The following is a 13799-nucleotide window of genomic DNA, read 5'->3' on the forward strand; positions in this document are numbered from 1 at the left end:
AGAGATCGCATGCGAGATTTGACAGCTATGCAGGCCGCCTATTGGGTCGGTCGCGCTTCGCAGGAACCACTCGGAAGGGTTGCTCCGCACCTTTACGCCGAATTCGAGGGGCGGGACCTCGATCCGCAGTCTCTGGCCAAAGCACTGGTGGCGCTTGGTGATCGTCATCCGATGCTCCGGCTCAAGGTCGGGATGGACGGGCGCCAGTGGATCGATCCGGTCGCAGCCCCGATCCCACTTGAGGTCGAGGATCTGAGGGCCCTCGACGCAGACGAGCGGGCGCGGCGACTTGCGCAAAAGCGAAGGGCATGGGGCCACAGGCGCCCGGATCTTGCAGCGGGCAGACCCGCCGCCTTCTCTGTCAGCCTGCTGCCGGACGGGGTGTGCCGTGTCCATGTCGATACCGACATGCTGGCGATCGACCCGGCCAGCATGCGTATCGTCATGGACGACCTCGCTCGTCTCTACGGGGCGGGGACGAGCGTGGACGAGGCCGATGGCCCGACCTTTTTCGACTGGCTCGACCGGCTGAACGGTGATGCGGAGGTTCGGCGTCTGCGGGAGCGGGATCGTGAATGGTGGCGGAACCGCCTTGCCGAGATTCCACCGGCGCCACCCCTGCCTGCCCCCGGGAAAAACCAGTCTGCAGTCGTGCGGAGTAGCCGGCTTGCCGCCACCCTTCCGGCCTCGGCATGCGACGCGCTGGAAGAGAGGGCCCGCGGCCTTCGGGTCACCACGTCGACACTGATGCTCGCGCTTTTTGCCCTTGCCGTTCATCGCGCCACCGGGGCGCAGGAGTTTCGCCTGGCTGTGCCGACCTTCTGGCGCCGGCCGCTGGTCGACAAGGTCGATGCGATCGTCGGCGAGTTCTCCAATGTGCTGGTTCTGGGCGTGGCGATCGACCGTGCCGAGAGCCTTGCGCAGTTTGCCACGGGCCTCTTCGGCCAGATGAGTGACCTCCAGTCGCACCAGGCCTATCCCGGCGTCAGCATCATGCGCGACTTGTCCCGGGCGCGCGGCGGCGTGGAGACGTCGCCGTTCGTCTTCACCGCCGGCTTTGACATGGCCGGGGGATCGCTGTTTTCGCAGCGGGTCGGCCGGGTGTTCGGGCCGATGGTCCATGCGATTTCACAAGGACCGGGCGTGGTGCTGGACGCGCAGCTCGTGCGCCTCGACAGCGGGCTCCTGATCAACTGGGACATCCGGCTGGATGTCTTGCCGGAAGACTGGATCGGCGCGATGTTCGACGATTATCTGCATCTCGTGAAGCAGGTCGCCGGGACGCCGGATTGCGGGCGCCTGTCGCTCGGGGCTTTCGCGCCTGCCAGCGCCGCGGCTTTGCCGGTTCGGGAAACGCCGCTGACACCCCTGCAGAAGGCCTATCTGCTCGGCCGGGCCGGACATCTGCCGCTCGGCGGTGTCGCCATGCAGGAGTTTCGCGCCTATCGCGGCACAATCGACCTTGGTCGGCTGGAAGCAAGGCTTGCAGATATGGTCGTGCGCCATGAGAGCCTGCGTACCCATGTCGACGCGGTGAGGCTGGTCCAGTGGATTTCTCCTGAGCCCGCTATCAATTACCAGGTGATCGATCTCTCCGACCGGACGGAGGACGCCGCGCACCACCATGTCGATAACCTGGCGCACGATTTTGCCCATGAACTCTCCGATCTCGAGCGCTCTCCCTGGCAGGTCACGGCCTTCCGACTGCCGCACGGACATGGGAGCAGCAGCGCTGACAATGACGAAGACAATGCGGTTGTCTTCCTGCGCTTCGACGCCCTGATCCTCGACGGGCGGGCGATCGCGGCGCTGGCGGTCGAACTGTTTGGCGGGGAGCCGCCGCCAGAGCCTGCCGCATCGGCCGTCGCGGCAGTCAGCGATGCGCCGGCGGCCAAGCGCGCCGAGGATGCCGCCTATTGGGCAAAGAAGCTGCAGGACGTCGATGGTCCACCGCAACTGCCCTTTTCGAAGCCGCTTTCGACCATCGGCACATCCCGCTATGCCCGGCAGAGCCTGACGATCGAGAAGGCGCGGTTTACCAGCCTGGCCCGCATCGGCGCAAGGCAGGGCCTGTTCAAGAACTCCGTGTTGACAGCTGTCACCCTTGAAGTGTTGTCGCTCTGGCTGAATGAAGGCGGGCTGTGCGTCGGCCTGCCGGTGGCACCGCCGGCCAATGGGGCGCTTGCCAATCGTTCCAGTTTCATCGCCGTTGCCTGGGACCGGCAGGTCGGCGACTTTGCCATGCGCGCCGCGCGGCTGCAGAGTGACGTGCTTGACGGTCTCGGCCATCTCGATTTTTCCGGCGTCGACATTGCGCGTCTGTTGTTGAGCGCCCATCCCGGCGCTCTGGCGCTGCCGGTGGTGATCACCAACGGCCTGAACTGGCCAGTGGCGGCCGCCGATGCCGCCATGCAGCCTGTCCGCGGTCAGACCCAGACGCCGCAAGTGGCAATCGACATTCGCTTCGGCCACGATCCGCATGGCAATCTGGTGTTCGACGTCGATTATGCGCGCGCCGCGATCGGGGCCGATATCGTCGGCGACCTGCTGGCGACCATCGACCGCAGCATCGCGCTCATTGTCGAGACCGACAGGCTTGAAGTCAGCCCGCTAGAGGTGGTCGATCTCGACCATTACCGGCTGAACGGCGCGCCCACCGATTTCACGTGCGATCCGTTTCTGGCAAGGATTGCCGGTAATCTTTTCGACGGAACCCGGCAAGGCACGGCGCTGATCACGGGTGCGCGGCGGATGTCCTACGCCGAACTCGGGCAATCGGTCGGCCGGGCCATGGCCGGGTTGACGGCTTTGGGGATCGGTACCGGCAAGGTGGTGGCAGTCTGCCTGCCGCGCGGGCCGGAACATACGGCTGTGACGCTGGCGACCGCGCTGATCGGTGGCATCTGGGTGCCGATCGATGCCGGTTCACCGCCCGACCGGCTCGATTATCTCCTGCGAAATTGCCAGCCGGACCTGATCGTTGCGGCAGGTGGGGTCACCGGCTTCGAGACGGTCGAGCCCGCACGATTGCTGGCAACCGACGCACCCGCCGATCCACGGGCGCTTACGGCAAGCCTTGACGATCTGTCGGCGAGCGATAAACCCGCCTATTATCTCTATACCTCCGGCACCACCGGCAAGCCGAAATGCGTGGTCGTTTCCAATAGGGCGACGGCCAATGTCATCCAGAGCACGCTTGGCGAATGGGCGGTGACGCCCGATGACGTGTTCATCTCTGTGACGCCGCTGCATCACGACATGTCGGTGTTCGACGTCTTCGGTTGCCTGACGGCCGGGGCGACGCTGGTCCTGCCGGAGGCGGGCGAGGAAAAGGATGCGATCCGCTGGAACCGGCTTGTGGCGGAGCACGGGGTGACGATCTGGTGCTCGGTGCCGGCCATCCTGGAGATGCTGCTTGCCTGCCGGCAGGGCGATACGTTGAAAACGCTGCGCCTCGTTGCGCAAGGGGGCGATTACATCAAGCCGGGCGTGATCGAGACACTGCGGCAGAGCGATTCCGGTCTGCGGCTGATATCGCTTGGCGGACCGACGGAAACGACGATCTGGAGCATCTGGCACGAGATCGGCGACGCCGATGGCGCGGCAATCCCCTATGGCCACCCCTTGCCGGCAAACCGCTATTTCATTCTCGACGAGAAAGGCTGCCATTGCCCGACCGGCGTGACGGGGCGCATTCACACCGAGGGCGTCAATGTCGCGATCGGCTATCTGGAAGACGGTGCGGTGACGCAGACCGATTTCGTCATGGTCCGCGATCCTGACGGCCAGGATGTGCGCGCCTTTCGCACCGGCGATCGCGGCTTCTATCGCGCGGACGGGAAGATCGTCTTTGCAAGCCGCGTCAACGGCTATGTCAAGGTGCGGGGCGTGCGGGTATCGCTGCCGGATATCGAAAACGAATTCGCGAAACATCCTGCGATCAGCCGGGTGCTGGTGGTCGATTACGGCGTCGAACAGCATGGCGAGGCCGCGATCGGGGTGCTTTACGTGGCACGATCGGATGTCGGCCTTTCCACTGCGGATCTGCGCGGCTTTGCCCGGCGGCACCTGCCGGAATCCCATGTGCCCGGTCGCTTTCTGGCCGTCGACGACCTGCCGCTGTCGGCCAATGGCAAGCCGGACCGCAAGCGCGCCCGGTCCTTGTTGACGCAGGCGCGCGACGAAGCGGCCGCAAGGCCGGTGACGCACGCCGTCAGGCCGGAGCAGACGGGCGCGCGGCAGGTGCTCGATATCTATCTTGGTGTGCTCGGCAAGCAGGACGCCGGTTGCGACGACGGCGCGGATTTCCTGTCGCTCGGGCTTTTGCCGTCGCACCTGAAACGTATATCGACCCGGCTGCATGAGGAGCTCGGACTGGCGCTTTCGCCGCAACAGCTGCTGCGGTGCCGCAATGTTGCAGAGGTGCAAGCGCTGCTGCCGGCCGCGCCCGGCTGACCACGCCTCGGCTGACGACAGCAACCGGCCCTGCCGAAGGCGGCCCCGACAGACAAGAACGAAGACCGAGGAGACACGCCATGGCGCACATGGATCCGATCGCCGGCTGGATGCCGCTCACCCTGCCGCAGCTCGATTTCTGGGAGGAGTTCACCTTCCATCCCGAGGAGCCCGTCTCGACGGTCGCCCATTTCATCGATCTGCACGGCGAGATCGACGAGGAAGCCCTCGTCGCAGCAGTTGCGCGGACCATTCGCGAGGCGGAAGTGCTGTCGGTCCGCTTTCGCGCGGGCGGGGCCGGTGAGGCCCCGTTGCAGATCTGCGACCCCGACCATGCGCCCACCGCGGAGGTTTTCGATCTGCGGGCCGAGCCTGACCCGATGGCCGAGGCGCAGCGGCGGATGGAGGCCGATGTGGCACGGCCCCTCGACCTCAGGCAGGACCGCCTGTCGGCGCAGGCGCTCTATCGGCTCTCCGATGGCCGCTATCTCTGGTATATCCGCGCCCATCACATCATCGTTGATGGTTATGGGCTGGCGCTGATCGAACAGCGCTGCGGCCAGCTCTACAGCCATTATCGCGGCAAGGGTGAGGCGGGGCATGCCTTCCACCCGTTCGCCCGCTTCCTTGCCGAGGAAGAGGCCTACCGCCACAGCGCCCGTTTCGACGCCGATCAGGCTTTCTGGCGGGATTATCTCGATATGACCGCGGATCTGCCGGTGCTTGCCAAGGATTGCGAGGACTATGGCGGTGGCGGATTGCATGGCGATGCGACGCTGCCCGCAACACTTGCCGAGGGGCTGCAGGCCACATCGAAGAGGCTCGGCATCGGCTGGCCGGATTTGCTGGTGCTGGTCAGCGGTCTTTATCTCTTCCACCATATGCCGCGCCAGACGACCGGGAATGGCCGCGAGGTCGTCAGCCTCTGGCTGCCGTTCATGAGCCGCTGGGGCAGTGTCGGCGCCCATATGCCGGCGATGCTGGTCAATATCCTGCCCTTCCATCTGGGCGTCGAGGCCGGCGAGACGGTCGGTGGTTTCCTGAAGCGTTCGGCGGCGGCGCTACGCCGGCAGCGATTGCATGGCCGCTACCGGATCGAACAGATCGCCGCCGATCGCAAGGTGCCGGTGGGCAGTCGCTTCTTCTTTGCGCCGCTGATCAATGTCCTGCCGTTCAGCGCGCCGGAATTCGCCGGTCTGACGGCGCGGCGTCACATCCTGGCCAACGGCCCGGGCGACGGCTTCAACCTGACCTTCCGCGGCGAAGATGACGGTCGCAACCTCACTTTGCATCTGGACGGTGATACGGCGCTGATGGCGGCGGGGGATTTCGAGCGGCACAGGCAGGCACTGCCGGAGTTCATCCAGGCCGTGCTGGCGCCGTCGGCGCAGGAATTGCCGGTCGCAGGAGTGGTGGAGAAGATCGTCGGCGGCTGACGATCTTCTGCGTCCGGTCGGCCATCTGCAGGAGGAAGCCCCGCATTGTCGCTATGCCGGGCTTCCTGTCTGTCCGTTCGCGGCCGAACATGTCAGACGAGTTCGCGCAATGGCCGGTTAGAAGCATCCGGTTCGGCGAAGCGGGCGAAGGTTGCGCTGGTGACCGCCCGGATGCGCTCCACCTGGTCCGGCCCGTAATGTTCGGTGCGATAGCTCATCAGCACGCGGATCGCGCGCTCGCCGGCGATCATTTCCTCCATCACCTCGAATTGCAGGCCGAGCAGGGATTCGTGCTTGTCCGGGTCGACCTGGCGGAATTCGATCGGTTGGCCGTCGGGGCCGGGCAGGGCGCCGTTCAGCTTGTTCTTCGCATGGATCTGGATGAACAGTTCGAACAGATGATCGCGGCCGGGCGTCAAGCCGAGCGCTTCCTCGACCAGATCGATCGGGATGTCGCTATGCGGCATCGAGCCGTTGATGGTGTCCTTCACCGAGGTGACCAGCGCGCCGACGGTCATCGTCCCGTTCATCCGCAGGCGATGGGCGACAACGGTGGTGAAATAGCCGATCGTGTCGAAATAGGCGGGGTCGGTGCGGCCGGAGGCAGAGGTGCCGACCACGAGATCGTCAATATCGCCGACCGACCGCAGCGAGGCGGCGATCGCGGCATAGACGATGTTGAACAGCGAGGCGCTGTTTTGCCGAGCCAGCCTGTAAAGGCCATCGGACACCGATGGTTCCAGCTTGAACTCGACCCAGCCGCCGGCGGGCGACGTGTCGGTTTCGGCCGGCGCTGGCGAGATTTCGGGTGCGGCAATGCCGAGCGTGCGTGGCGCATCGACCAGCATCGCGGTCCAATAGGAGAGATGCGCCGGATCGACGCCGGCTGCGGCCTGGGTACGGGCAAATTCGTGGAAGGGTGCCGGGCTGCTGCTCCATTGCGGGGCCTGGCCACGAATGCGGGCACGATAGGCTTCGGCAAGCTCGTCCATCATCAGGTTCACCGACCATTCGTCGAGCACGATGTGGTGGAACAGGAAGGACAGGGTCTGCCGGCCGGTTTCCGCGTCTTTCAGGAAGCGCAGGCGGATCGGCAGTTCCGTTGCCAGATCGAACCGGTAACCGGCTTCCGACTGACGGGTGACGCCAATACTGTCCGCGCTGCCCCAGAACCATGTGTAGCGGGACAGGTCGTGCATCGGCACGACGCTCTGCATCACGCTATCCCCATGCGCTGCAAAACAGGTGCGCAGGCCCGGATGCCGCTCGATGAGATCGAGGAAGGCGCATTCGAAGGCGTGCTCGTCCACCGGATCGAGGAATTCGAGGGCGAAGGGAATGTTGAAGATCTCGTTGAAGCCGAAGGCGCGATAGGCCTTCCAGAGCGACATCTGCGCCAGCGACAGCGGCGCCGTCGAAGGGCTGTCATCGGAAGCGGCTGACGTCTTGAAGGCATTGTCCGTTTCCGGCGTGACACGCGTGGCATGCCGGGCCAGTTCACCTGCAGTCGGATAGCTGAACAGGTCGTTGAAATGGATCTCGATGCCGTGATGACCAAGCAGCCGGCCGATGATCCGGGTGGCGATTAGCGAGTGGCCACCGTGATCGAAGAAGTCGTCCGTTGCGGTCATGTCGGGCGAGGCAAGCGCTTCGCGGAATTCGGCCAGGATGAGCGCGGCGATCGTGGTTGCGTCGTCGGTGCTTCCATCACGGACCGGTGCAGCCGCCGCCGGGGTGGTGGGCGAGACCTCGACGGGGCGCAGGCCCGCGCGCCGGGCAATCGTCGGGATATCCGTCACGCCGGCGAGGAAGGCGAGAAAGCGTTCCAGAAGCATGCCGCCCGCATGCCGCGACAAGACATGCTCCAGGGTCAGCTCCAGCGCGATATCTCCCTGCGGCGTCATGCCGGCACCGAGGGTGAGGCCGGCCAAGGGATCACGTATCGGCAGCGCAAGCCTTCTCAGATGCATGTCCGGCAGCTGGAAAAAGTCCGTGGGGTCGGAAAGAAAGGTAACGGTGGCGACGGGCGGGGCCGCTGGTGCGGTGAGCTTGCCATCCCGGCGCGCGATGATCTCGGCCTCTGCAGCGTCGATGGCCAGATCCGAAGACAGAGTGACATGCACGGTCTCGTCGGCAGCTGACATGACGCCCGGCTCGCCGAGATGGCGGGTGGGGTGGCGCGGGAGGGCGATCGTCACCGGCTGGCCGTCGCCAAGACCTGCGAGAAACAGCCCGAAGCGGGCGGCGAGCCTGGCCAGAAGATCGCCCGGAGCGGGTGGCTGGTCCGTCGCGGTCAGCAGCCGTGCAGGCAGGGTTGCGCTGAAGCGATGGGCCTGGGGATGGGCCGGTGGTCTTGTCGGATCGATGCCCTCGTCGAGCGGCAGGACGGGGCCGACGGCTGTCGGACGCTGCAACCAGGCAAGCGAAGACGGCGGGGCGGATGCGGCAGGGATCGACAGGATCCTGCGGTCCGGCGGGGCGATTGGCCGGGCGGCATAGGCATCGGCGATCCCGGCAAGTATGGCTTCGACCGGGCAGCTTTCGTCGAGCAGGCGGTGGATCAGCAGCGCCATCACGGTCTCGCCCTCGCTGAGGATCAGCAAGGCCTCGAAGGGCGGATCCTGCTCCGCATCGAAGGGACGGGACTGGCGATCGAGGAGAAGGGCGGTGGCGTCCGCCCGGGACTGCGCCCGCAGGATCTCGACGACGGGCGTATCGGGCTCTGCCGGCTGTCGGATCAGGTCGCCGTCCTCGCTGAAGCGGAAACGGACAGTGAGGGCCGGCCAGCTGTCTGTGAGGCGGGTGATGGCCGCCGACAGCCGGGCGATGTCGCAGAGCCCGCTCAGTTGATAGGACAGCAGGCGCCTGAAGATCGTCTCGGGCTGCTGCAGCTGGGAAAGCCAGATGTGCTCCTCATATTCGCTCGGGCGCTGGCCGCTACCCGGCTCGGCACCAGGCAATCGGTCGTCCTGCGCAGCACTGCGCGTGGCGTTCAGGGGCATGTTGCACTCCTTGCAAATTCATCTTGTCTGAGCCAGTGGCGCTTGATGCGCCCGCGGGTCAGTCGGGCCGGGCTCGCGCCTGATCGAGCACCGTCCGCCAGGCGGCAAGCGAGGGGCGGCGGGCCAGATCGGCATAGTCGAGCCGGATGCCGGCAAGCTTCGACAGCGGCTCGATCAGGCGCAGGATCGCCAGCGAATGAAGCCCCGCCTCCATGAGGTTGGCATGCTCTGAGAGATCTTCTGCGGCGCTGTTTTCGTCGAGCACGCGGGCGAGTTCCCGCCGGAGGCTGTCCGTCAGGTCGTCGGCGCTTTGCGCAATGCCGCTGCTGTCCATCTCAGTCCTCGAAATGGTCATGCACGCCCTTTGCGCCTTCCCGCCAGTAGCCGGAGGCGCGCATCCATTTCGGATTGGCCTGCCTCTCGGCAATCAGCAGGCTGCGCAAGTCCTTGGCGGCCTGGGATTCGCAGCCGATCCAGGTGAAGAAATCGCCGGCAGGCAGTTCGAGTGCGGCAAGATAGGCAGCCAGCCTCTGACCGCCGGCGGCACTGGCCGGCGCGCGCTCGACCCAGTGAATGGCAGCATCGGCCCTGGTCTCGATGGCGATCCGGTCGTCCTGTCCATCGATCTCGATCAAGGCGACGGCCCTGGTCCCCTCGGGCAGTTCCTCCAGCCGCCGCGCCAGGGCCGGAAGACCGGTTTCGTCGGCGATCAGCAGATGCCAGTCGAAGGCGAGGGGCACGACGAAGGAGCCGCGCGGTCCGGCGATCCAGGCGCTGTCGCCGGGCCTTGCCGCGCGGGCCCAGTTGCTGGCCGGGCCCTGGTGCGTGATGGCGAAATCGATTGCCAGTTCGCCGGCCTCCGGGTCGTGGTTGCGCGGGGTGAAGTCTCTGGCGGTCGGGCGTGGTCCGTCCTCTGGAAATTCCAGGCCATTGGGGCCGACGATCGGAAGATGTATTTCCCCCTCGCCCTCGGCGGGGAAGAACATCTTGACGTGGTCGTCGAAGCCGAGGCTTGCAAAACCCTCCAGCTCTTCGCCGGTCAGCACGATGCGCAGCATGGATCGGCTGAGCGTCTCGACGCGTGCGACGGTCAGTTGCCGCAGGCGCACGGGATGGCGGTGGCGTGTGGGCATGCGCTCAGGGGGCAGGGTGGTTGCGATGGTCTGCTGGATTGTCATCAGGAAACTCGTCTGGTCCTTGGTCTCATGGAGCCGTCGCGGCGCCAGGTCTTTTGGGGCAACGGCTGGAACGGCGCAACCGCGCCCGGTTGCATTTGCCTCGGCGTGCAATCGCGCAAACCATAGCAAGCGTTTTCCGACGTCGCAATATAACTTGTCTGAAATAATCAAGTTTGTTGACGCGCGAAAAAGATCATGCCAAAGTTCGATGGTGTCGGATGCGGTATGCGGCTGCGCGATGTGCGTGATGCTATTTCGGGTTGTGTGGCCGGTATTGTGCTTTGCGGACGCCCGGCCGAGGCCGTTTTGCCCTGCGCCTCTTGATGTCGCGGGACGTCGGGGCAAGCTATCTATCTGTTAAGTATATCTAATGGCTCACCTCTGCGAGATGGAAGACGCTTTTAATGGCGCACCTGAACGGGCTGACACATGGCCTTCGTGATTATTCTGTGGCAGAAAAGCTACGCTTCGCGTGCAACCAAGGCGATAGTCGTGCCCTGTGGTTGACAGCGCCAAATAAATGTTGATTCCCTCACTCAAGTTTGACTCGCGTCATCCCGTGTCGCGGTCATCTGTTTCAGCAAGGGGGACTTCATGACATTTCGATTGAACAGATATTTGATGCTCGGCGTCAGTGCGGCCGCGCTGACGGGACTGTCGCAGACGAGCGCCGTGGCGCAGGGTGCGGCTGCCACTGGCGGGGAAACGACCGAACTCGACATGATCGTCATCAAGGGCGAGAAGGTCGCACGCAGTATCCAGAACACGGCTTCCTCGGTCTCGGTGGTGACAGACAAGGATCTGGCCCGGAAGAGCAAGCAAGGCGCGTCCAGCGTTGCCGAGGCGGTCAGCGACGTGCCGAACGTCGTCCTCACCGACAATGTCGGGGCGCCGGTCATCCGCGGCCAGGACACGCAGGGACCGAATACCGGCTCGATCGCCTTCCTCTCCGGAACGGTGCCGCGTGCGACCATCAATGTCGATGGCCACTACCAGAACTATTTCGAATATGTCTTTGCCGGCACCTCGATCTGGGATGTCGACAGCATCGAGGTGTTCCGCGGGCCGCAGACGACCTCGCAGGGCGCCAATGCGATTGCCGGCGCGATTGTCGTCAACACCAAGGACCCGACCTTTGCCCCCGAGGCGGCCTATCAGGCGGAAATCGGCAGTTATGGCCAGAAGCGCGCATCGGTGGCGCTTTCCGGTCCGCTTTACGAAGATCAGCTTGCCGGGCGTCTTGCCATTGACTACTGGGGCCGCGGCACCTTTATCGACTATATCAACTCCGCCTTTGTCGAGGACACGACCGACACCGATTTCAGCTCTTTCAATGCGCGGGCGAAACTGCTGTGGGAGCCGCCGGAAATTCCCGGGCTGAGCGCCAAGTTCACCTATTCCCACAACGACACCAATCGTCCGACCCAGGAAGCGGCCTTCGCGCCCTATGACGAACTGGAGAACACCGCAAGCTCGCTGCCGACCTGGGACCAGAAGACCGATACCGGGATCTTCGACCTGAGCTACGCCTTCGAAAACGGTGTGACGCTCTATAATCAGACGCAATATTCGCTGTCCGATGTCCATAGGCGGGATGACAGCGCGAGATATAGCGCTGCCGATATCTACCAGAAGAATTTCTCCAACGAAAACCGGGTGACGTTCGGCAGCGAGGAGGACGTGCTGAGCGGCGTCGTCGGCGCCTATTATGCGCACACTACGGCGGACGAGGCGCTCGTGTCCTTCAACGGTCTGTCGTCCTTCGACGACACCAAGGACAATTTCGGGCTCTATAGCGAGCTCAGCTACAGGCTGACCGACCAGTGGACCCTGACCGGCGGGCTGCGCTACCAGCGGGATCAGGTTCAGCGCTCGGGCAATTCGGTCTTCGCTTCCACGGATCTCGACTATGACGAAACGTTTCAGGAGGTTTTGCCGAAGCTGTCGCTCGCCTATGCGGTGACGCCGGACTTCACCGTCGGCGCTCTGGTCAATCGCGGCTACAATCCGGGCGGTGTGTCGATCAACACGTTCACTGGTGAATGGCTCGACTACGACAAGGAAACGCTCTGGAATTACGAGCTTTTCACCCGCGCCAGCCTGCTTGACGACCGCCTGCAGCTGACGGCCAACGTGTTCTACATGGATATCAAGAATGCCCAGCGCTGGTACTCGGTGCAGACGGCTCCAGCGACGTTCGAAGCCTATGCGCTCAATGCCGAAAAGGCCCATGCCTATGGCCTGGAGCTCGGCGGCAGCTTCGAGGTCCTCGACAATCTGACATTGACCGGGTCCGCCGGCGTCCTGCGCACCGAGATCGACGAAATGTCGGAACTGCCGGCCTATGAAGGCAACGAGTTCCAGCAATCTCCGGGCTATATGCTCTCGTTCGGCGCCAGCTGGGACATCACCGAAAAGTGGAACCTTGCGGCCGATATCCGGCATCTCGACGGCTACTATTCCGACGATAGCAACAGCGCCGTCTATGCGACCGACGCCTATACGATCGCCAATGTCAGCACCAGCTATGCCTTCAACGACAGCATGCAGGTCTATGGCTATGTGAAGAACATCTTCGACGAGCGCTCCGCGACCTATCTGAAGGCCAGCCGTTCCGTGCCGGGCCAGACCGACGGCAGCATCACCGCACCGCGCACCTTCGGCATCGGCATCCGCGGCACGTTCTGATTTCAACCGACAAACATGAAAAAGGGCTGCGATCCCTCTGGTTCGCAGCCCTTTCTGGTTCTCGCAGATGGCGTCAGTGCTTCGCCCAGGCTTTAACGGCATCCAGCGTGTGGATGGCGCTGGCGACGGAGGGTGTGGTCACCGCGACGGAATCGAGGAAGATCATGCGGTCTTCCTTCGCCGGCTTGACGAAGTGGTCCCAGCCGGGAATGATCCGGTCGAGCTTGGCGCGGGTGGCAGCCTCGTCGCGGGCAGGGCCGGTATAGGTGTTCATCACCAGCAGCAGGTCCGGGTCGAGCCGGCCGAACACCTCTGCGCTCAGCGGCACCATCAGGGTCGAGCCGAGCCCGCCTTTGCCGCTGCCGTCATCGAGCCTCAGTCGGGTGTAGCCGAGATCCTCCATGGCCTGCACGGCGCCCGACATGTCACCGACGGCATTGATCTGGTCTGTGAGGAAGATTGCCAGATAGGTCTTGCCTTTGGGATCGGCTGGCAATTGCTGGCGCACCGCGGCCAGATGCGTTTCATAGGTTTGCCGGCGCCTGGCAAAGACGTCCGACTTGCCGACAAGCTCTGCCAGATCGGCCTCGACGCTGAAGCCGTAGGCCTTGCCGGCGCCGGCCTTCTGCAGGTAGACCGGCGCCACCGTCGACAGCTGGTCGGCCTTTGCGGCATCCAGATCGGTGCCGATGATCAGGTCGGGGTCGAGCGCGCGCAGTTTCTCCAGATCGATCTGTCCGACCGCGCCGAAGCCTTTCGGCTTGTCGTGACCGGGCCCGAATACGGTGTCGATGAAATCGACCGCGGTGACGAATTTGCCGTTGTCGTCGCGGCCATAGGCGCCGACGACATCGGTGCCGAGATCCATCAGGGGAATGCCGATCAAGGGCTCATGCATGACGACGATCCGATGGGGATTGTCTGGAATGGTGACCGCGCGTCCGGTGCTGTCGGTCACGGCGCGGTCGGTGGCCGAGACCGTTCCAGCGGCCAGAATTGCCGCGAGCATGATTGTCAAACGCATGATGGCGAACCTTTTT

The 13799-nt window shown here is 64.2% G+C and carries 7 protein-coding genes; 3 read left to right on the forward strand and 4 right to left on the reverse strand.

All coding sequences use genetic code 11. From position 1 onward, the window contains the following. The first annotated feature begins 9 nt into the window (after positions 1-9). Both J2Z17_RS04900 and J2Z17_RS04905 read left to right on the forward strand, forming a co-directional pair. The gene (locus J2Z17_RS04900) at positions 10-4455 is read left to right on the forward strand and encodes an amino acid adenylation domain-containing protein (RefSeq protein ID WP_245223869.1); all 4446 of its coding nucleotides are present in this window, start codon (positions 10-12) and stop codon (positions 4453-4455) included. 80 nt (positions 4456-4535) lie between these two features. Next, complete coding sequence (locus J2Z17_RS04905; RefSeq protein ID WP_209942738.1) at positions 4536-5891, forward strand: condensation domain-containing protein; 1356 nt, start codon at positions 4536-4538, stop codon at positions 5889-5891. A 92-nt stretch (positions 5892-5983) separates the two neighbouring features. Here the strand turns inward: J2Z17_RS04905 and J2Z17_RS04910 are convergent, their stop codons facing one another. From J2Z17_RS04910 to J2Z17_RS04920, 3 genes are read right to left on the reverse strand one after another with little or no spacing between them, the layout of a single operon-like run. After that, positions 5984-8893, reverse strand: a complete 2910-nt coding sequence (locus J2Z17_RS04910) for a condensation domain-containing protein (protein ID WP_209942740.1) — start codon at positions 8891-8893, stop codon at positions 5984-5986. A gap of 58 nt (positions 8894-8951) precedes the next feature. Beyond that, complete coding sequence (locus J2Z17_RS04915) at positions 8952-9248, reverse strand: phosphopantetheine-binding protein (RefSeq protein ID WP_245223870.1); 297 nt, start codon at positions 9246-9248, stop codon at positions 8952-8954. Further along, positions 9229-10071: a siderophore-interacting protein gene (locus J2Z17_RS04920; protein WP_209942742.1), complete on the reverse strand. Its 843-nt coding sequence runs from the start codon at positions 10069-10071 to the stop codon at positions 9229-9231. The genes J2Z17_RS04915 and J2Z17_RS04920 overlap by 20 nt, the downstream gene beginning before the upstream one ends. A gap of 594 nt (positions 10072-10665) precedes the next feature. Between J2Z17_RS04920 and J2Z17_RS04925 the strand changes: the two genes are divergently transcribed. Next, positions 10666-12759, forward strand: coding sequence for a TonB-dependent receptor (locus J2Z17_RS04925; RefSeq protein ID WP_209942743.1), 2094 nt, complete (start codon positions 10666-10668; stop codon positions 12757-12759). 73 nt (positions 12760-12832) lie between these two features. Here J2Z17_RS04925 and J2Z17_RS04930 read toward each other — a convergent pair whose 3' ends face one another. After that, the gene (locus tag J2Z17_RS04930) at positions 12833-13783 is read right to left on the reverse strand and encodes an ABC transporter substrate-binding protein (protein ID WP_209942744.1); all 951 of its coding nucleotides are present in this window, start codon (positions 13781-13783) and stop codon (positions 12833-12835) included. Positions 13784-13799: the final 16 nt, after the last annotated feature.

The sequence above is a fragment of the Heterorhizobium halophytocola genome (genome assembly GCF_017873095.1).
Classification (GTDB): Bacteria; Pseudomonadota; Alphaproteobacteria; order Rhizobiales; family Rhizobiaceae; genus Allorhizobium; species Allorhizobium halophytocola.